Below are 18,765 nucleotides of genomic sequence, written 5' to 3' on the forward strand. Positions count from 1 at the left end.
GCGGCGCAAAAACGCGCGGTGAAACCCGATGTGAATCGCGCTTTGAAACCCCGCTTTGAAACTCAGCTTTGAAACCGCTTTGAAAACCATTAGACCTGCTCAGTCTCGCAGGTTTCGCGAGGCCGTGCCGAAGCGTGAACTCTCCGGCGGCCGAGCGACGACGCGAATCGGAAGAATGCAACTACCGGTCTGTCTTCGCACCCGCCTCACACGTCGGCGCGCCGCCAACAGTCGGCTTTCAGCGCGTGGGCGCCCAATGACGCATTCTGCGTGACGGAAACCAGCGGGAAACCAGCGGGAAACCAGCGGGAAACCAGCGGGAAACCAGCGCGGCAAGGCCCCGGCCTTTCTCGCCGGCCGTCAACGCTCGGGCCTCTCCCGCCGCGCGCCGCGCGTACGGTTGCGTCGATTCGCGAGGTGTGCGCCGGCGCACGCGCAGCCTGTCAGCATCATCGTCGCGCAGCGAGTATTCTCGTTGACTCAGCATCGATTCATCACCCACGTGGAGTCTCGAACCATGCGATACAACCAGCTTGGCCGCACTGGCGTCTTCGTGTCGGAACTGTGTCTCGGCACGATGACGTTCGGCGGCAGCGGCGGCATCTGGCAGCATATCGGCGATTTGCAGCAGGGCGACGCCGAACGTTTGATCGGCCGCGCGATCGACGCGGGCATCAACTTCATCGATACGGCCGACGTTTACTCATCCGGCCTTTCCGAGCAGATCACCGGGCAGGCGCTCAAGAACCTGAAGGTGCCGCGCGACAGCGTGGTGGTCGCGACCAAGGTGTTCGGGCAGACGGGCGAGTCGCACAATGCGCGCGGCGCGTCGCGCTATCACATCATGGACGGCATCAAGGCGAGCCTGCAGCGCCTGCAACTCGATCACGTCGACCTGTATCAGATCCATGGCTTCGATCCCGCCACGCCGATGGAAGAAACGCTGCGCGCGCTCGATACGCTCGTGCAGCACGGTCACGTGCGCTATATCGGCGTGTCGAACTGGGCGGCATGGCAGATCGCGAAGGCGCTCGGCATCTCGGAGCGCCTTGGCCTCGCGCGCTTCGATACCTTGCAGGCCTACTACACGATTGCGGGCCGCGACCTCGAACGCGAACTCGCGCCGATGCTGCGCAGCGAAGGCCTCGGCCTGATGGTGTGGAGCCCGCTCGCGGGCGGGCTGCTGAGCGGCAAGTATGGCCGCGACGGGCAGGGCGAGGCAGGCAGCCGCCGCACGACGTTCGATTTTCCGCCTGTCGATCGCAAGCGCGCGTTCGATTGCGTCGATGTGATGCGCACGATCGCCGACGCGAAGCGCGTGTCCGTCGCGCAGATCGCTCTGGCGTGGCTGCTGCATCAGCGCGCCGTGACGAGCGTGATCGTCGGTGCGAAGCGGGTCGGGCAGCTCGACGACAACATCGCCGCCACGGATGTCGAACTGGGCGCGGATGATCTCGCGAAACTCGATGAAGTCAGCCGTCTGCCGTCCGAGTATCCAGGCTGGATGCTGGAGCGGCAGGGCGATCCGCGCCGTGAGCAGGTCGCGCTGACGCGCTTTGGAGACGAGAAGGGAAACGGGTAATTGAAAGCAACGCGGCGCGCCGTTCCCTGCGCGCCACGCATTGTTCGCAGCACGCAATCAGCAACACCACGGAAGCCTAGCGGTGCGCCTCGGCCTCGGTATCGCGCTTCCTTACCCCGTGATACCAGTTCATCAGCGGCGTTGCCGTAATGCCATGCACGACGACGGATGACGTGATGACGGCGAGCGTCAGCGGGATCAGCGCAACGACGTCTTGCGTGTGACGGCCCTGCGTCGCTTCGAGCGCGAAGGCAAGGTAGTAGAAGGAACCGATGCCGCGAATGCCGAACCAGCTCATCAGCCTGCGCTGCGCATGCGACGCATCCGACCCGAGCAACGATGCCTCGACGGCCAGCGGCCTCACCACGAGAAAGAGCGCGACGATCAGCAGCGCGCTTTGCCAGGTGAACAGCGACGCGCCCGACGTGGCCAGCATGTTGCCGACGATCATCATGACGGCGACTTCCGCGATCCGTTCGAGTTCGATCGTGAAGCCGAGCACCGACTCGGCCATGAACGCGTGAGCCTTTTGCGGGTCGGCCGCTGTCGCGACGACGTCCTCGGAGTCGACGGTGCCGATGGTCTCGCGCGGCGAGCGCTCGCCGCTCGCCCTGTGTTCGACGCGGCGCATCGCGACGCCCGCCGCGAATACGGCGAGAAAGCCATAGCAATGCGCCAGTTGCGCCACGCCATACGAAAGGCCGATCAGGCCGAGCGCGAAGAAGCCTTCCAGCCCGAGTGCCTGCGCGTGCCGCGTGCGCAGCCACGCAACCGACCATGTGGTGATCCAGCCGAGCACGCCGCCAATCGCAAGGCCGCCCGCGATTCCCGCTGTCGCTTCGAGCGCGAAGCGCCAGCCCGGCGCGCCGTGCCCCGCCGCCGTGCCCGCCCCGCAAAGAGCGAGACCGAGCAGCGCGAACGGCAACGCGATGCCGTCGTTCAGCCCGCCTTCGCCCGAGAGCGAGAAGCGCAGCAGATCGACGTCGTCGGAATCCTGCACCTGGACGTCATGAGCGAGCACGGGATCGGTGGGCGCGAGTATCGCGGCGAGCAGCAGCGACGGCCCCCAGTCGAGACCGAGCAGCAGCGCGCCGACGAGCGTGAGCAGCGGGATCGTCAGCAGCATCGCGGCGAAGCCGAGCCGCAGCGGCAGCGCCCACAGCGGCGCAAAGAGCGGCAGCCGCAGACGCAGCCCGATCGCGAACAGCGACACGAGCAATGCGACTTCGGTGACGGGCCGCAGAATATGCGCGTCGCGCGCGATGTCGAGTTGCAGCAGATCGAGAGCGGAAGGGCCGAGCGCAAAACCGATCGCGAGATAAAGCATGGCGGCGGACAGCGGCAGCCGCTTGAAGGTCGTCGCCGCGACCCCCATGAAGATGAGAACGCCGCCGACGATCAGATACCACCATACTGTTTCTTCGTGCATGAACCTTTATCGTGCAAACGAGCCTCGGGCTGCGTTTTCAGGGCGCGCGGCCGAACGCCTCGCGCAGCTTGCGCTTGGCCTGCTGTAGCGTGTTCTTGCGCGTCTTCGGCAGATTGCGCCCCGCGCGGTTGATGTAGAAGTTGAGCATCGACATCGCGGACTGGAACGGCGTGCCTTTGCGCCGCTTGCTGCGCGTCGACGACCGCTTGAGCGATTGCGCGATTTCGTCGGCGCTGCCTGTCTTGAAGATGTCCTTCTCGATGTCCATTGCGTCGCTGGTTTCCATCACGTGATGCGACCAGTACTTCGAGGTGTCTTTGGACGGGGCGGCGCCCGCCCGGCTCGCGTGATGCGCGGCTTTCGCCTGCGCATGGCGCTGGCGCGGCGGACGGCCGCCTTTGGTGCGCGTCGATGAATGCGCGGCCGTTTTGCGTGCCTTTGACGGGCGTGACGTGCCGCTGCGTTTGCTGGTAGTCATCATGGTCCTCATGAGCGGACAGGATTGTGTTCAGCCGGGGCGAAGCCGGGCGTCGCTACAGCTTGACGCCACCCGCCTCGGGCGCGTCGGACGAGCCTGGCGTAATGTCGCCAGCGCCGAATTCATCGGTGCCCGCGCCGCTGCTCATGCCTGTGCTCCCGCTTGTGCTCCCGCTTGTGCCCCAATAGGGCTCGCGTCCGTAGTACTGATGAACCGACGTGGCCCATGTCGGATCGGCCATCGACGGCCAATGGTCCTTGTCGAAGCCCGGTGCGTTCTTCACGCTTTCGCCCGGCATGTCGAGCATGAAGCACTGGCGGTCGATGTCGAGCGTAAGCGCGCTCCACGGAATCGCGAGCAGCTTGTCGCCCAGACCGAGAAAGCCGCCGCTCGACAGCACCGCATATGCGATGCGGCCCGAGCGCACATCGAGCATGATGTCCTTGATCTTGCCGATGTCCTGGCCGTCGGCGCTCAGCACCCTGTCGCCGTCGAGCGTATTCGCGGCCATCACATACGGGCCGGGGCCGGATGGCCTGCCGCTGCGCGCGCCGACGATATCCGCACCCGCTGTCTGCTTCTGCATTGTCATGAGTGTTCTCCGTTGGTTTGTGCATATAACGAGGCTTCGAGCAACAGCCATTCCTCGCGCCGATGCAGTGCTCGACGCGACGATGCGCGCGTGTCGTGGCCAGCCGCGGCCCTGCGTCAGCAGGTCAACCGTCTTCGCCGACTTCGGATGGGTCCGGCAACTCGGGCAGGTCCTTCGTCGTATCGGGCGGCTCGGGTTCACCGCGCGGCGCGTTGAGCGGGTGCCCAACGGGCGTGTCGTTGGAGGTTTCGTCGGGTTTCATGATGTCGCTCCTGTGTCGGCGGGGCGTCCTCGCGCGTATTCCCGCCGTATGCGTGAATGTCCATGACACAGGCGCTGCACGTGGCGTGCCACGGGGCACGCCACGCAACTGTAACCGCAAGCCAGGCGCGATCAGGGGCGCGCCGCGATCTCGTCGAGATGTTCGAGCAGATCGTATGGGTCTTCATACACGCGCAGCGCGCCCGCGCGTTCGAGCTCTTCCTGGCCGTAGCCGCCCGATAGCAGGCCCACGCCGAGCGCGCGGCAACGGCGCGCGGCGAGCATGTCCCAGATGCTGTCGCCGACGACGACGGCATGCTCGATCGGCACCTTGAGCCGATGGGCCGCCGCAACGAACAGGTCTGGATCGGGCTTTGCATATTTGACGTCGTCGCGCGTAACGACCACGGACTGAGACGGATCGACGCCAAGCGCTTCGAGATTGACGGCGGCCGTTTCCATGCGGCCGCTGGTGGCGATCGCCCAGGGCGTGCCGCTTTCCGTCAGTGCGGCGAGCAACGCTTGCGCACCTGGCAGTGGCCGCACTTTCGCGTGCAGCTGCCTGTACGCGCGCGCATGAGCGCGCCGCAAGCGCTCGACGCGTTCCGCGCTCATGTCGCCGCCTGTTTCGCGCAGCAGTTGATGCGTGAAGAGACCGCCGCTCATGCCGATCTTGCGATGGATGCGCCATACCGACAACTCGATGCCTTCTTCGTCCAACGCTTCTTTCCATGCGAGCACGTGCTGATACACGCTATCGACGAGCGTGCCGTCGAGGTCGAAAAGAAAAGATGTCGCAATACGCATGGGGCTTTCTCCTTCGATTGAATGTCGTTGAAACAGCGGCGAACGCTTGCGCGGCCAATGCCGTACGCGCGAGCCGCGCAGGCGGGGCGCAGCTTCGATATTGCGCCATTTATTGCACGAAAAGATTGCACGAAAGATCGCACGAAAGATTTACGTGTTTTGTAATTATCAAACTATCAAACGCCCTCAAGCGCGCGCCCATTCGCGCGCGTAATGAAAGACCGCCCGGAAACGGTTCGGAAGCGCATGCGATGCCGTAGTCCGACCAATTACCGGCGCTGCAAGGGGCACACCGCTTGCTCCAACGACCGTGACAGCAACTTCGCGCGGTCGTCAGCCGCATTCATTCACTCAAGGAATACACATGAAGAATCGCAAAGCATGGTTCGTAGCGGCATTGCTCGCGCTGACGGGTGGCGCCTATGCCCAGACGGGCGGCGGCAGCAGCAGCGGCGGCGGTGCGGCTGGAGGTGGCGGCAACGGCGCCGGCATGAGCTCGTCCGATCAGACGGGCGCAGGGATGGCTGCATCAAGCACGCATGCGTCGTCGAAGATGCACCACAAGTCGTCGAAGTCGCACACGAAGCCCGCTACCGATACGACGAACATGCCGGGTGCCGACGCCAGCAGCGATACGAAGGGGCAATGACCTCATGAGCCTGTCCGGCGCTTTCGAGCCGGACCTGCAACGAAGATGGGAGGAAAGATGACAAAGCCAACCTGGAAACACGCATTGCTCGCGCTGGCCGTCGTGTCGATGTCGCTGGGCGCGGCCTGCAAGAAGGCTGACAACAGCACTGCCGACACGGGCGCGACGGCTGGCAGCGCCCCGGCGGCCGCCACCATGGGTGCGAGCGGCGCCGCGGCGGCATCGGGCGCGAGCCAGTAACGCGGTCCCGGGGTTGGCGTCTGGATCGCGAATGGCAATGAGCAACCCAGCCAAGCGCCGCCAGATGCCTATGAGCCAATCGATTCGACGCCGTGCTGCTTCATCAAGGACTTGAACAGCACGGCACAATTGCGGCACGCGGTCCGCATCGCGGACGGGAATGCTTCGGTCTTTGCATCCGTGGTGCGATCCAGCGTTGCGCGGCCCCTTTGATGGACCGCCGCGACGTCCACGCGTACCGTGTGGAGGTGATGTGATGAAACCCAGAATTCATTTTCAGAGCAACATCTGCGGCGGCGATTTCCAGCATGTGAAGGACTGCTTCGACACGTGGAAACAGCAGCCGCTCGTGTATCGCGCGAGCCAGCGGATGTTCGAAGGCAAGCGCGAAGTGCGGCCTCTCGCCGCAGACCGCGTGTTCGACGATGCAGAAGTCGCGCAGCGTGCGCTCGTGAGCACGTGCGGGCCAAACGATGCGTACGCATTGGCCGCGCAGATTCACAACGACGAACGCGACATGTGGCTCGTCATGGCGGCGTATGAAGAGCAATGATGCGCAAGCCATCAGGGGAGCCATGCGCGTGCGACCATTCGCCTGGGTCCGCATGTTTCATTCTCCGGCGGCCGTGCGCTTTCGGGCGTTCGCCTGCTTGCGCAGCGCGCTGGATTTCTTGAGCAGCGTTGCCAGTCTTTCGCTGTCGACACCGCCCGATGCCGACGCCGATGCGGCGGGGCCTTGGCGAGCGTCGCGGCGCACGCGCCGTGCGCGTGATTCGATCTGCGCGAGCAACGCGGCAAACGCGGCCTCGTCGGTCTTCATGTAGCGCTTCGCGCGCTGCCTGGTCAGGCCTTGCAGTTCACCCGCCTCGAAAGCAGCAATCACTTCCGGATGGATATAGCAGCGCCTGCAGACGGCGGGCGTATTGCGCAGCAGGCTTGCGACATCCTTGACGGTCGCGACCACATGCCGGCGCGCGTGCTCCGCGCTTTCGCACACCTGTTGACGCAGCGCGGCCAACGCAAACACGCTGCCTGCCCATGTCCGGTAATCCTTCGCCGTAAAGTCCGCATTGCCCGCGGCGCGCAGATATTCGTTGATGTCGGCTGAGCCGACCGTATGGCGCGCACCGTCTTCGCCGATGTACTGAAAGAGATCGTGGCCCGGCAGTTCCGCGCACCTGCGCACGATGCGCTTCACGCGCGGGTTGTCGACAGTTACGTCATGCTCGATGCCGCCTTTGCCCGCGAACCGGAAGCGCACTTCGCCGGCGCGAATCTTTACGTGCTTTTTGCGCAGCGTCGTCAGTCCATACGACTGGTTTTCACGCGCGTACTCGACGCTGCCGATGCGGATCAGCGTCGTATCGAGCAGATGCACGACGGCCGCGATCACCTTTTCGCGCGGCATGCCTTCGCGCGCGAGATCGCGTGCGACGCGCGCGCGTATCTTCGGCAGTGCGCGCCCGAATGCCGCCATGCGGCCGAACTTGTCGGCGTCGCGCGTTTCGCGCCATTGCGGATGATAGCGATACTGCTTGCGGCCGCGCGCATCGCGTCCCGTCGCCTGGATGTGGCCGCGCGGGTCGGGGCAGATCCATACGTCGCAATACGCGGGCGGAATTGCGAGTGCATTGATGCGCGCAATCTGTGCTGCGTCCTCGATACGCTTGCCGTCGAGATCGAAATAGGCGAACCCGTGCTTGAGCTTGCGGCGCGTGAAGCCCGGCCGTGTGTCATCCGCGTGCCGCAAGCCGGCAGGCATGGCGGCAGGCAGTTCTTCTGCAATCGCATCGAGCGCGCGGCGCGTCATCGTTTTCATTCGAAGCTACCGTCCCATTGCATTACGCCGTAGGCCGCTGCAATAGCAATGCCCGGATTCGTATGCGCCGCACACGATCTCGATCGCGCGCTCATACCCGCTCGTACACGTTCGTAGGAGTTGGGCACCGAACTTGCTCGACTTGTGCACGAACGCGGGCATTGCAGGACGGGCCCGGCGAAATGAATTCCACCAAAGTATTTCACCCATAGCACCCACGGCAGATAAAGCGAAGGAGGAAGGACTCATGGCTAACACACTCGCTGGATGCAAGGTTGCAGTACTCGCCGTCGACGGCTTCGAGCAGGCCGAATTGATCGAGCCGCGCCGGGCGCTCACGGAAGCAGGCGCGACCGTACACGTAATTTCTTCCAGAGCCGGGAAGATTCAGGGTTTCAGGCATGTGGACAAGGGCGATAGCGTCGATGTCGATACGACGTTCGACAAGGCCATGCCCGACGACTACGACGCCGTGGTCTTGCCAGGGGGTGTGGTGAACGGCGACGCGCTGCGTCTGGTGCCGCAGGCGCAGGCGTTCGTCAAAGCGGCTGATCAGGCGAAGAAGCCGATTGCCGTGATTTGCCACGGCACGTGGCTGCCTGTGTCGGCGGGGCTGATCAAGGGGCGCACGGTCACGAGCTGGCCGAGCCTGCAGGACGACATCCGCAATGCGGGCGGCACGTGGGTCGACAAGGAAGTGGTCGAGGACGGCAATTTCATCACGAGCCGCAAGCCTGATGATATTCCCGCGTTCAACAAAACGCTGATTGCGCAACTGTCGAAGAAGAAGGCGGCATGAATGCGCGCGGCGCATCATCGGAGAGACGCATGACTATTCGCCTATTCGTTCGAGCCATTGTATTGCCTGCCGTGCTCGCGCTCGGCTCCGTGACATCCGTGATCGCCAATGCAGACGAGAAGCTGTCGCCGGGCGACCAGCAGTTCATGCAGGACGCCTCGCAGGCAGGCGCAACGGAGATCGCGGCGAGCAAGCTCGCGCTGGCGAACTCCTCCAATCCGCAAGTAAAGAAGTTCGCGCAGCAGATGATCGCGGATCACACGAAGCTTGCACGCAGCCTCGATGTCGTCGCGACGGCAAAGGGCCTTGGGACGTCGCCGGGCGCCGATTCGGCGCTGGTCGGCAAGCTCCAGGGACTGAAGGGAGATGACTTCGACAAGGCCTACATCGAGCAGGTCGCGGTGGGGGGCCACGAGAAAGCCGTCGAGCTGTTCCAGAAGGAAAGCGAAAGCGGCAACGATCCGCAACTAAAGGGCGCGGCAACGCGCGCGCTGCCCGTTATCCGTCACCATCTGGCGATGGCTCAGCAACTCGCCAACGCACACAAGGCTGCATCATGAATGGGGTGGTTGCCATGTTCATCCCGCGCGCGGCGTACGAGGACTCTCTCATGCACATCACATTTCCCGATGATGCTCCCGCATTCGACGGGTCGAGCCTGACCGTGCGCTTTGCCGCGTGCGTCGACGGCAAGATCGTCGTTTGTGCGATCACGGCCGAGGCGCTCGAAGATCACTTCGGCGCCGACTCTCCACTCGAAGACGTGTTGATCCGCGCTTATGAGCGCGGACGCGCGCGCATTCGATCGGTGTGCGCGGAAGCGCTCGATCTGAACGGCGGCGAAAGTGTGATTCTGCACAGCGGCCTGTTCCGTGTCGAAGGGATGGAGCCGGATCGCGGCGTCAAGTCGTGATTGGAGCATCGCGTCCCGCGCGATCGATGCCGTAAAACAAGAACGAAAATGCGGCGGCCGGTTTTGGCAACCGCCGCGTGATGAGGCAAGCTCAAACCCAAAGCCTGCTTGCGCGCGAGGCGCTGTTGCATTCGATCGATTTGTCCAGCGTGTCGATGGAATGCTTCGCGATGTCGCGCGTGCAGGCATGACAAGTGCAATGGGGCACGTATCCGATGCACCACTGAAGGGGAGCGAACATATGACGACGAATGTGATTGCGGTGCTGAACGATCTGATCGAAATCTCGAAGGACGGCGAGCGAGGCTTCATGAAAGCGGCCGACGCCGCGCAGCATGCAAGCGTGAAGGAGGCGTTGCTCGAGACCGCGGAGCATTGCACGCAGGGTGCGCGAGAACTGCAGGACCTCGTGCTGTCGCTTGGCGGGAAGCCCGAGAGCGGAGGCAGCATGGCGGGTGCATTACATCGCGGATGGCTGGAGGTAAAGTTAGCCGTTGGCAGCCGCGCGGATTACGCGATTCTCTCCGATTGCGAAAAGGGCGAAGACGCTGCGCAAAGGCACTTTCTCGACGCGCTCGAAAAAGAGTTGCCCGCCGATGTCCGGGCCGTGGTCGAGCGGCTGTATCAGGGCGTGCTACAGAATCACGACCGCATTCGCGCGATGCGGGATCAATACGCCGCGATGAAGACCTGAGCGCGCGCGGCAAGCGCAGCGCAAAAGGGCATCGAGGCAGCAGATCGTAAGCAGGCCGCCTGTCCAAGGGCGGCCTTTCTTTCGTGTCCGGTCAAAGGTCCAATTGGAGAATGCGAGAAGAGCGGCTTAGTCAGCCGCGATCTTCAGATGGTTCTTCACGCCCTTCACGCCGGACACGTTCTCCACGACATCTTGTGCAGCCGTCTTGTCGTCAGCCGACGGCACGGAGCCCGTCAGCCACACGATACCCTTGACGGTCTTGACGTGAATGTGCGTGGACTTCACGTTCTTCGCGCCGAGCAACTCGGCCTTGACCTTGGTGGTCACGGTGCCGTCGTCGAAATGCTGGCCGATGGATTCCGAAGTCGCGCGCGGCGCGGATGCCGTCGTCTGCGCGGTGGCGTTCAGTGCGAATGCAACGCACGCGATGCTGCCTGCGGCCTTGAGGAACTGGATGGTTTTCATGGTTTCTCCTTCCCGGTTGATAAGCGATCAAGGGATGCGGTCCTGTCGTCCGTGCGATCGATCGCGGCCCATGCCGCCGATGACCAGACCAAAGACCACTGCCGCCGCGGTTCCGTCTGGTCCGTCGCCGACACGGGGCGCGCCACGTCTGTCCGATCGGATCAGATGTGAAGGCGCGCATCCCTGTGAGGCCTCCAGCAAGCGTCATGCCCATCGACACGCCGGACGCCGGCGCTTCTTCGTGGCGACGGCGTGTGCGGGCGACGCTGCGCGTGTGCAATGTCGCCGTGGACGCAAAAGGCCGCATTGCAATCGATGCGTGCTGATTCGGTTCGAATTTCAGAGCGTTTGTAAATTCGCCGCGCGTATCGGGCATCGCGCATGCAACAGAAGAGGACAAAGCCGAATCAAAACAGCAAGTTGCGCAAAGTGGTACGACAGTTGCGTGCTCAATCGCAACGCAGCAGGTTTTGTCGAACATTCACAGGAACGAGTCTGTATGCCGCCTTCAATCGAACTACGCGCGAAGCAGACCTTCGCGCTCACGCCGCGTCTGCAGCAGTCCGTGCGCCTGCTTCAACTGTCGTCGCTGGAATTCCAGCAGGAACTGCGCAACGCACTCGACACCAACCCTTTCCTTGAATACGACCCATCCGCTTCCGAGGAGCTGTCGGCGGGCAAGACGCCGGACGGCACGGGTCCCGATGGTGAATCGCTGCCCGCCGCCGAACGCGATGCCGCGCTCGAAGGCTCGCCGGCGGAATCGTCAGTGGAGAGCAGCGCCTCGCCGGATGACGGCGGCGGCGACTTCGCGGGCGACGCATATGGCCGTGGGCCATCACGCTACAACGGCGACTCCGAGGCCAGCGATCCCACGGAATGGGCACGCGTGCAACCGACCCTGCATGAACAGTTGCATGATGCGCTACGTCTTTACCGGCTCGACGAACGCGATCGCGAAGTGGCGCGTATCGTGATCGAAGCGCTCGATGACGACGGCTACCTGCGCCAGGACCTCGCTGATCTCACGAACGTGGTCGAGCTCGAGCCCGCATTGACGGAAGACGAATTGCTCGTCGCGCTGCGCCTCGTGCAGACATTGGACCGGCCCGGACTTGCGGCGCGCTCGTTGTCCGAGTGCCTGTCGCTGCAACTCGATGCATTGCCCGCCGATACGCCGGGCCGCCATGTCGCCAGGAAGGTGGTCGAACATCATCTCGACAAGCTCGCACGGCGTGAGCACGCGGAATTGCAAAAGCAGATCGGCTGCGATGCGGAGGAATTGCGCATTGCCTGCGCGCTCGTGCGCAAGCTCGATCCGAAGCCCGGCAATTCGTATGGCCGCGCCGACGACAACTACATCGTCCCCGACGTGATCGTGCGCAACGTGCGCAACAAGTGGGTCGTGACCGTCAATCCCGCCGTGCTTCCGCGCGCGCGGATTCATCGCATGTACGCGGAGCTGTTCGCGCAGTCGGCGGGTGCGAGCCGTTCGCCGCTCGCGCAGCAGCTACAGGAAGCCCGCTGGCTGATCCGCAATGCACAGCAGCGTTTCGAGACGATCCAGCGCGTGGCCGAATGCATCGTCGCGCATCAGAAGCCGTTCTTCCAGTACGGCGAAATAGCGTTGAAGCCGCTCGTGCTGCGCGATGTCGCGGAAGAACTTGGCCTGCACGAATCGACGATATCGCGCGCGACCGGCAACAAGTACATGGCGACGCCGCGCGGCATTTTCGAATTCAAGCACTTTTTCCCGCGCGAACTCGGCACCGAAAGCGGCGGGACATGTTCGGCCGCTGCCGTGCGCGCGCTCCTGAAAGAGATGATTGCCGCGGAAAATACGCATGATCCGCTGTCGGACGTCGCACTCGCGAAGATGCTGGCGGACCAGGGCGTGCTCGTCGCGCGACGCACGGTCGCGAAGTATCGGCATTTGATGAAGGTTCCGCCTGCGGAGTTGCGACGGCAGGTTTGACGCTGGTTCGACTGGCGCAGGTTCGGCGCGGATTTGGCGCAGGTTTGGCGTAACATGCATGCAGCACGGCCGCTCTCGCAAGAGCGGCCGTTTCGTTTATTCGCGGCATAAGAGCCCGCGCCTACATGCCGATGCTTGACCCTCCCGTGGAACTCGTGCCAGATCCCGTGCTCGTGCCCGTCGATCCCGTGCTCGTGCCCGAGGACGACGCCGGGTTCAGGTCGATTCTTCCATAGACGCCGTCGTCTTCGTCATTGGGTCCCGCTGCAAAGAACAGCGTGTTCGAAGGCTGGTTGTCGAGGTTGTTGCCGAAGGCAATGCCCCACAAGCCGGGCTCGACGATCGCGTTGCCGTTCGACGATTTGAGCGAGCCGAGTGAACTGCCGTTGACACCGTTGAATGCGTTGATCGTGCCGTCGCCGAAATTGCCGATCAGGACAGCGCCGCCGAACGAGCCGAAACTGCCCGGTGCCTGCGCAATGCCCCACGGCGCATTCAGAGGACCTCCCGTTGCGAAGTGCTGCTTAAGATTGCCCGCTGTGTCATATACGTCCACCATGCCGAGCCCTGCGCCCGCGACGTCGTCATGCGCGTCCGCGTCCTGCTTCGCGTAGGTGACGAACAGATTCGAGCCGATCGCCTGGATGCCGAACGGCGCGAAGCCGGCTGGAATCGCGGGGTCCTTGAAGCCGCCCGGCATCGTGACCTTCGCGAAGTTCGTGTCGAACACATCGATCTTGTTGTTATGAAAGTCGGTCGCGTAGAGGAAATTGTTGCCGTTGTTCGCGGCGAGCGCGAGTCCTTTGTACACGGCGCCGCCCGTGCCGTCGTCATACATCGTGAATGCATTGGTTGGGCCGACGGCTGGCGCCCACGCGGTGATCGTGCCGCCTTCGCCCGCGAAGATGAATGCGGCCACGCCCGATTTGGCGTTCTGCGTGACGGTGAAGCTCGAGGTGCCGTTGAACACGATGCCCGTCGGTGACGCCGTGCCGTTCTTGCCGTCGGGAATCGTGACGACCAGAGATTGCGGCACGCCGTTGCCGTCATAGAGCGTCGCGCGATTGGTGCCATTGTCGGCGACCCACGCGAAGCCTTTCGGATTGAAGGCGACACCCCATCCGTTCTTCAGATTCGGATCGGTGTGCGGGGCAGCGATCACGCCATCCGAGACCAGCGCAGAGGCCGTGAACGTGGACTGCACAGGCATGCCCGTGTTGTTCGATCCGGACCCGCCGCCACATGAAACGAGCGTGGCTGCCAAAGCCGCGCTAGAGGCTGCGATGCCGAATACCTCGAGTAGAGACTTCATAACCGCCCTCCTTGCTCCGTCCAAAAGGCCGTATCGGTCATTGAACGAGGTACGGATGCAATTTATTCCTTGGGGATGGGTTTGTACTATCGCGTCGACATTAATTTGATGGTGAGCGGATTGTTCGGTAACGAATGAGTGGGTGGAATATTCCACTGCCTGAGTCGCACGTTTCTCGACGATGTGTCTTCGAGCGCGATGAAACAGGCGCGGCATCACGAATTCCGTGATGGAATGCGTCATTTTCCTGCGAGTAATGCATTTTCGCAGAGATATTTTCGCGATTCGATCTGCGGAGTTTGCTTCCACGCGCTATGATCCATTCTCCTTGGGAATAACCTTTTAAAGATTATGGACCGCCTGAGCGCGATGGAAACCTTCGTCGCCGTAGTCGAAGCCGGCTCGTTTTCCGCAGGCGCGCGTCGGCTCGACGTCGGACAACCCGCCGTATCGAAGTCGATTGCCCAGCTCGAGGATCGGCTCGGCGTGCGTCTTTTGATCCGTTCGACGCGCGGCCTCACGCCGACGGAAGCCGGGCAGCAGTTCTATGAGCGCGCGCGGCGCGCGATCGAAGAAGCCGACGAAGCCGAACTCGCCGCGCGCGGTTCAGCGGCGGGGCTTTCAGGACGCCTGCGTGTCTGCGCCGCCGTGACGTTCGCGCGGATCAACCTGATCCCGAGGATGCGCGAGTTTCTCGACGCGCATCCCGATCTGAACGTCGACGTGATCCTCGACGATCGCAACATCGATCTGCTCGAAGCCGGCATCGATGTCGCGCTGCGCATGGGCACGCTCGGCGATTCGAGCATGACGGCGCGCAAGATCGCGCAGAGCGGCAGGTTCGTGCTCGGCACGCCCGCTTATTTCGGCGCGCACGGCACGCCGAAAACGCCCGCCGATCTTTTGGAGCACGAGGCGATCATTTACGACCAGCGCGGCGGCGGCAGCGGATGGTCGTTTCGTCGCGGAAGCTCCGAGACGGCTGTCGCCGTGTCGGGCAGGATGCGCGTGTCGGCGGCCGAAGGCGTGCGCGCCGCGGTGCTCGCGGGCATGGGCGTGGCCGTCGCGTCGGAATGGATGTTCGCGCCCGAGCTCGCGAGCGGCGAGGTGAAGGCCGTGCTGAAAGAATGGTCGCTGCCGCCCGTCGATCTGTGGGCCGTGTTCCCGACGGGCCGCATGGCGAGCGCAAAGGCGAGGGCTTTCGTGCAATTCGTCGAGCACGTGCTCGGCACGTCGTACGATGCCGCCCACGTGCGCGCACGAGCGGCGCCTGCGGCCACTGCCCGGCGTCGCGCCCGCTAACGCGCCTGTTAGCGGGCCCATTAGCGGGCCATTAGGCCTGTTAGCGGGCCCATCAGCGGGCCCATTAGCGCGCCTGTTGTCGCGCCTGTTATCGCGCTTGTAAAGCGAGACCGCGCCTGAGCCGCCCACGCGCAAGCGGCGCGGCCCGCAAGTCATGACTTGAGGCTGCGCATCATCGGGCAGCCGGGCACCGCCTATCGCGGCATGCACGGCCAAAACGGCAGAGAATGCGGCCGCCTCACTCGCTGCGCGCGCGCAGTGGAAAGATGAACATCGCCGCCAGCAGCCCGAGCACGCCGCCGATCAGCGTCTCCCACGCGCGCGCCGCGAGCAGCGGAACGGAATGCACGCCGCTCACCGCGAGCGTGACGATCAGCGTGAACGCGAAGGCGCCGCACGCGATGTCATATCGTTCGGGCAGCGCCATCGAATAGACGATCATCGCGAGCGCGGCGGCCAGCCAGATCAGCAGCGGTGCGTGCTCCGCGACGGGCAGGCAGGCGAGCCCGAGCGGCACGCCGAAAAGTGTGCCGATGATCCGGCGCCGCACGCGCTCGACAGTGCCCGTCGCGGAACCGGCCACGACGTAGGTGCTGGCCGTGATCGCCCACGCCGATTCCTCGATGCCGAGCCATGCGTTCAACGCGACCACGACGAGCGCGCTGCTCGCGGCCTGGAGTCCCATCACGAATTCCGGCGAAGGGCGTCCCGGCACGCGCGGCGGCCCCGGCGAAAGCGCGGCGACGACGGCAGGCCGCTCGGCCGGGCCGCTCAGCAGCCGCGGCACGATCGACGCGAGCATCGCGATCAGCCCGGCAACCGCGATGGCGGGCAGATCGGCGACGACCAGCCCTGCCGTGTAGGCCATCAGTTGACCGATATAGATCTGCGAGCCGAGCCCCGCGCCGAGCACGCCGAAACGCTTCAGATAGCCGACGACGAACGCGCCCGTGACGAGGATCAGTTCGGGACCGGCGTGGCCCAGCCCGTGCAACGGTTGCGCGAAGCACACGTACGTTGCCGCGCCGAAGGCGGCCGCCGTGCAGAGCAGCGCGAGGTCGCGGCTGGATTCGGGGCGTGTCGTGCGCGCCTCCGACACGCTCGCCCAAAGCGCGAAGCCGGCAGCGATCAAGCCGACGGACACGTTGCGCGGCAGACCGTGCGTGACGTCCTGCAGCGTGCCGAGGGCCGCGGCAAGGCCGTACGCCGTCACGAGGCGCAGCCCCTTGATGCGGCGGTGCGTGCCGGGATCGACGCGCGCAAGCCACGCGCTGACGGCGGCCATCGGCTGCCGGGCGGCACTTTCGCGACGCGTCGTGTCGGCGGGCGGCTCGCGATCGGCGGGATTGGTGGACGGTTCCATGGCGTGCATCACGGGTGGATGGCGACACACCGGATGTTAGGCCACAGATGCCGTTGATGCAGGTGCTGGCCCGCTTTCGTGTGTTGATCGGCCGGCCGCCGCGGAGGGCATCGCGCCGCTGTCCGGCATGGCGTTACCGCCCGAGAAAGACGAGCCGTCCAATGCCCGGCCGCACGCGTCGCCGCGAGCACGGCTTGCGGGCCGCCGCGAAGCCCAAAGCCGCGCCGCGCATCCGCCATGCGCCTGCTTTGGTCCGCGACAGCCGCAGAAATACAACGGTTCCTGACGACGATTGCGCTCCAGACGGCTCTGGCATGCGTATATAGCTTGCTGCGCAAGTGCTTGCGCGGGCAGGGCGGCGCAACGGCCTTGCTATTTTCGGACGCGAGTACCACTCTCCAAGAGTCACTCGTCTGGTTGGGTGTCCGCGACAGGCGCGGACGCATTTTCGGTGGAGCACGCCATGATGTACGCCATCGACGCGCATGATCCTGGCCGGCAGTTGCTGCCGTTTCGCGAATCGCTGCTCGCCATGCTCGGCATCGCGTTCGTCACGATGCTCGTCGCGCTGGATCAGACGATCGTCGGGACGGCGCTGCCGCGCATCGTCGCGGACCTGAAGGGCTTTGACTTCTACGCGTGGGTCGCGACCTCGTACATGCTCGCGTCCGTCATCACCATTCCGATCTTCGGGCGGCTCGGCGACCTGTTCGGCCGCAAGCCGTTCCTGCTCGCGGCGATCCTGCTGTTCACGCTCGCGTCGGTGCTGTGCGGGCTCGCGACCAACATGATATTTCTCGTGGCCGCACGCGGTCTGCAGGGCATTGGCGGCGGCATTCTGATCGGCACGGTGTTCGCGACGGTCGCCGACCTGTTCCCCGATCCGAAGCTGCGCCTGCGCTGGCTCGTGTTCGTCACGTCGTCGTTCGGCGTCGCGAACATCGTCGGGCCGACGCTTGGCGGCATGCTCACGCAGATGCAGGGCTGGCGGCTCGTGTTCTTCGTCAACGTGCCCGTCGGCGTCGTGTCGCTGATCTTTGTGCAGATGTTCGTGCCGAAGCTGCGTCATATGAAAGCGAGCGGTCCGATCCAGCTCGACTGGCTCGGCGCGTTCGTCGTCGCGGTGACGTTCGGCGCGCTGCAACTGCTGATCGAATTGCTGCCGCGTGAAGGCATCAGCGGCACGACGATCCTGCTCTTCTCGATCACGACCGTTTGCGCGCTGACGCTGTACTTCTGGGAGAAGCGCATGGGCTATCCCGTCGTGCCCGTCGACGTGCTGCTCGACCGCAGGCTCGCACCGCTGTTCGCGATGTCGGTGCTCGGCGGCTTCGCGCTCTTTTCGATGGTGTTCTACGTGCCACTGCTGTTCCAGGGCGGCTATGCGATGTCGCCGCACGACTCCGGCATGCTGATCACGCCGCTGCTGTTGGGCACGACGGTCGGCAGCGTGCTGAACAACCGCATCGTCACCCGGATTCGCCGCGCGAACGGGCTCATGTATATCGGCTTTGCGCTGTTCGTTATCGGTTGTCTCGCGCTCGTCGCGCTCAAGGGCAACGAGCCGCATGCCGTGTGGATGTCGTGCATGGGCGTGAGCGGATTGGGGCTCGGCCTCGTCGCGACGAATCTGACCATCTGCTCGCAGCAGATCGTCGCGCGCGATCATCTCGGCGCCGTGACGGCGCTGCTGCAATCGCTGCGCATTTTCGGCGGGATGCTGGGCACGGCGATCACGGGCGCGCTGCTCGGGCATTTGTATACGCAGGGCGTGAACCGTTCGCTCGATTCGTATCAGGCGACGCAATGGTTCAAGTCGTTTGCGAGCCCGGAACTGCTCGTCGATCGCGCGGAGCAATCGGCGCTGATCGAGCGGCTGGTGGCGGCCGGTCATTCCAGCGACCCGATGATGCACATGGCGCGCGAAGCGCTCGTCGTGTCGATTCATATCGGGCTTGCCGTCGCCGCGCTGGCTGCGTTGATAGGGCTATGTCTCGCGTGGTTCGTGCCCGCCGTGCAGGTCACCTATGCGGAGCCGGAAGTGCGCGGCACCTGAGGTCCCGTCCGCGTCTGGCTGTTTCCGGT

The 18,765-nt window shown here is 64.2% G+C and carries 20 protein-coding genes; 11 read left to right on the top strand and 9 right to left on the bottom strand.

Annotation, left to right across the window (positions count from 1 at the left end; translation table 11 throughout):
- The first annotated feature begins 517 nt into the window (after positions 1 to 517).
- The gene (locus J8I87_RS09710; protein ID WP_209931243.1) at positions 518 to 1,582 is read left to right on the top strand and encodes an aldo/keto reductase; all 1,065 of its coding nucleotides are present in this window, start codon (positions 518 to 520) and stop codon (positions 1,580 to 1,582) included.
- Between the two features lie 76 nt (positions 1,583 to 1,658).
- Here J8I87_RS09710 and J8I87_RS09715 read toward each other — a convergent pair whose 3' ends face one another.
- From J8I87_RS09715 to J8I87_RS09735, 5 genes are all read right to left on the bottom strand, one after another.
- Positions 1,659 to 3,011 carry a cation:proton antiporter gene (locus J8I87_RS09715; RefSeq protein WP_209931244.1) on the bottom strand — a complete coding sequence of 451 codons (1,353 nt, stop codon included), beginning with the start codon at positions 3,009 to 3,011 and terminating at the stop codon, positions 1,659 to 1,661.
- A 37-nt stretch (positions 3,012 to 3,048) separates the two neighbouring features.
- Positions 3,049 to 3,489, bottom strand: a complete 441-nt coding sequence (locus J8I87_RS09720; protein WP_209931401.1) for a DUF3175 domain-containing protein — start codon at positions 3,487 to 3,489, stop codon at positions 3,049 to 3,051.
- Between the two features lie 55 nt (positions 3,490 to 3,544).
- A complete protein-coding gene (locus tag J8I87_RS09725; RefSeq protein WP_209931245.1) occupies positions 3,545 to 4,081 on the bottom strand; it encodes a PRC-barrel domain-containing protein in 537 nt (178 codons plus the stop codon).
- Between the two features lie 124 nt (positions 4,082 to 4,205).
- Positions 4,206 to 4,343 (bottom strand): hypothetical protein, encoded by a 138-nt coding sequence (locus J8I87_RS09730; protein WP_209931246.1) that lies wholly within the window; start codon positions 4,341 to 4,343, stop codon positions 4,206 to 4,208.
- Positions 4,344 to 4,474: 131 nt separating this feature from the next.
- A complete protein-coding gene (locus J8I87_RS09735) occupies positions 4,475 to 5,149 on the bottom strand; it encodes an HAD family hydrolase (RefSeq protein ID WP_209931247.1) in 675 nt (224 codons plus the stop codon).
- A 364-nt stretch (positions 5,150 to 5,513) separates the two neighbouring features.
- Between J8I87_RS09735 and J8I87_RS09740 the strand changes: the two genes are divergently transcribed.
- From J8I87_RS09740 to J8I87_RS09750, 3 genes are all read left to right on the top strand, one after another.
- Positions 5,514 to 5,798 carry a hypothetical protein gene (locus J8I87_RS09740; RefSeq protein WP_209931248.1) on the top strand — a complete coding sequence of 95 codons (285 nt, stop codon included), beginning with the start codon at positions 5,514 to 5,516 and terminating at the stop codon, positions 5,796 to 5,798.
- 57 nt (positions 5,799 to 5,855) lie between these two features.
- A complete protein-coding gene (locus tag J8I87_RS09745; protein ID WP_209931249.1) occupies positions 5,856 to 6,038 on the top strand; it encodes a hypothetical protein in 183 nt (60 codons plus the stop codon).
- 256 nt (positions 6,039 to 6,294) lie between these two features.
- Positions 6,295 to 6,591, top strand: coding sequence for a hypothetical protein (locus tag J8I87_RS09750; protein ID WP_209931250.1), 297 nt, complete (start codon positions 6,295 to 6,297; stop codon positions 6,589 to 6,591).
- A gap of 57 nt (positions 6,592 to 6,648) precedes the next feature.
- Here the strand turns inward: J8I87_RS09750 and J8I87_RS09755 are convergent, their stop codons facing one another.
- Positions 6,649 to 7,857 carry a DNA topoisomerase IB gene (locus tag J8I87_RS09755; protein WP_209931251.1) on the bottom strand — a complete coding sequence of 403 codons (1,209 nt, stop codon included), beginning with the start codon at positions 7,855 to 7,857 and terminating at the stop codon, positions 6,649 to 6,651.
- A gap of 247 nt (positions 7,858 to 8,104) precedes the next feature.
- Here J8I87_RS09755 and J8I87_RS09760 point away from each other — a divergent pair, with 247 nt between their 5' ends.
- From J8I87_RS09760 to J8I87_RS09775, 4 genes are all read left to right on the top strand, one after another.
- The gene (locus J8I87_RS09760) at positions 8,105 to 8,656 is read left to right on the top strand and encodes a type 1 glutamine amidotransferase domain-containing protein (protein WP_209931252.1); all 552 of its coding nucleotides are present in this window, start codon (positions 8,105 to 8,107) and stop codon (positions 8,654 to 8,656) included.
- A gap of 29 nt (positions 8,657 to 8,685) precedes the next feature.
- Complete coding sequence (locus J8I87_RS09765) at positions 8,686 to 9,216, top strand: DUF4142 domain-containing protein (RefSeq protein WP_209931253.1); 531 nt, start codon at positions 8,686 to 8,688, stop codon at positions 9,214 to 9,216.
- A gap of 50 nt (positions 9,217 to 9,266) precedes the next feature.
- Positions 9,267 to 9,569 (top strand): DUF1488 domain-containing protein, encoded by a 303-nt coding sequence (locus J8I87_RS09770; RefSeq protein WP_409518739.1) that lies wholly within the window; start codon positions 9,267 to 9,269, stop codon positions 9,567 to 9,569.
- 241 nt (positions 9,570 to 9,810) lie between these two features.
- The gene (locus tag J8I87_RS09775) at positions 9,811 to 10,263 is read left to right on the top strand and encodes a PA2169 family four-helix-bundle protein (RefSeq protein ID WP_209931255.1); all 453 of its coding nucleotides are present in this window, start codon (positions 9,811 to 9,813) and stop codon (positions 10,261 to 10,263) included.
- 126 nt (positions 10,264 to 10,389) lie between these two features.
- On the opposite strand, the gene J8I87_RS09780 is transcribed toward J8I87_RS09775, so the two are convergent.
- Positions 10,390 to 10,728 (bottom strand): BON domain-containing protein, encoded by a 339-nt coding sequence (locus tag J8I87_RS09780; RefSeq protein WP_209931256.1) that lies wholly within the window; start codon positions 10,726 to 10,728, stop codon positions 10,390 to 10,392.
- A gap of 499 nt (positions 10,729 to 11,227) precedes the next feature.
- On the opposite strand from J8I87_RS09780, the gene J8I87_RS09785 reads away from it, so the two are divergent.
- On the top strand, positions 11,228 to 12,703 hold the full coding sequence (locus tag J8I87_RS09785) for an RNA polymerase factor sigma-54 (protein WP_209931257.1): 1,476 nt from the start codon (positions 11,228 to 11,230) through the stop codon (positions 12,701 to 12,703).
- Between the two features lie 121 nt (positions 12,704 to 12,824).
- On the opposite strand, the gene J8I87_RS09790 is transcribed toward J8I87_RS09785, so the two are convergent.
- Positions 12,825 to 14,015, bottom strand: a complete 1,191-nt coding sequence (locus tag J8I87_RS09790; RefSeq protein WP_209931258.1) for a TIGR03118 family protein — start codon at positions 14,013 to 14,015, stop codon at positions 12,825 to 12,827.
- Positions 14,016 to 14,366: 351 nt separating this feature from the next.
- Between J8I87_RS09790 and J8I87_RS09795 the strand changes: the two genes are divergently transcribed.
- Positions 14,367 to 15,317, top strand: coding sequence for a LysR family transcriptional regulator (locus J8I87_RS09795; RefSeq protein ID WP_209931259.1), 951 nt, complete (start codon positions 14,367 to 14,369; stop codon positions 15,315 to 15,317).
- A gap of 238 nt (positions 15,318 to 15,555) precedes the next feature.
- Here the strand turns inward: J8I87_RS09795 and J8I87_RS09800 are convergent, their stop codons facing one another.
- Complete coding sequence (locus tag J8I87_RS09800) at positions 15,556 to 16,680, bottom strand: FUSC family protein (RefSeq protein ID WP_209931260.1); 1,125 nt, start codon at positions 16,678 to 16,680, stop codon at positions 15,556 to 15,558.
- Positions 16,681 to 17,143: 463 nt separating this feature from the next.
- Between J8I87_RS09800 and J8I87_RS09805 the strand changes: the two genes are divergently transcribed.
- Complete coding sequence (locus tag J8I87_RS09805; protein WP_209931261.1) at positions 17,144 to 18,736, top strand: MFS transporter; 1,593 nt, start codon at positions 17,144 to 17,146, stop codon at positions 18,734 to 18,736.
- Positions 18,737 to 18,765 lie beyond the last annotated feature (29 nt).

The sequence above is a fragment of the Paraburkholderia sp. LEh10 genome (assembly GCF_017814945.1).
Taxonomy (GTDB): domain Bacteria; phylum Pseudomonadota; class Gammaproteobacteria; order Burkholderiales; family Burkholderiaceae; genus Paraburkholderia.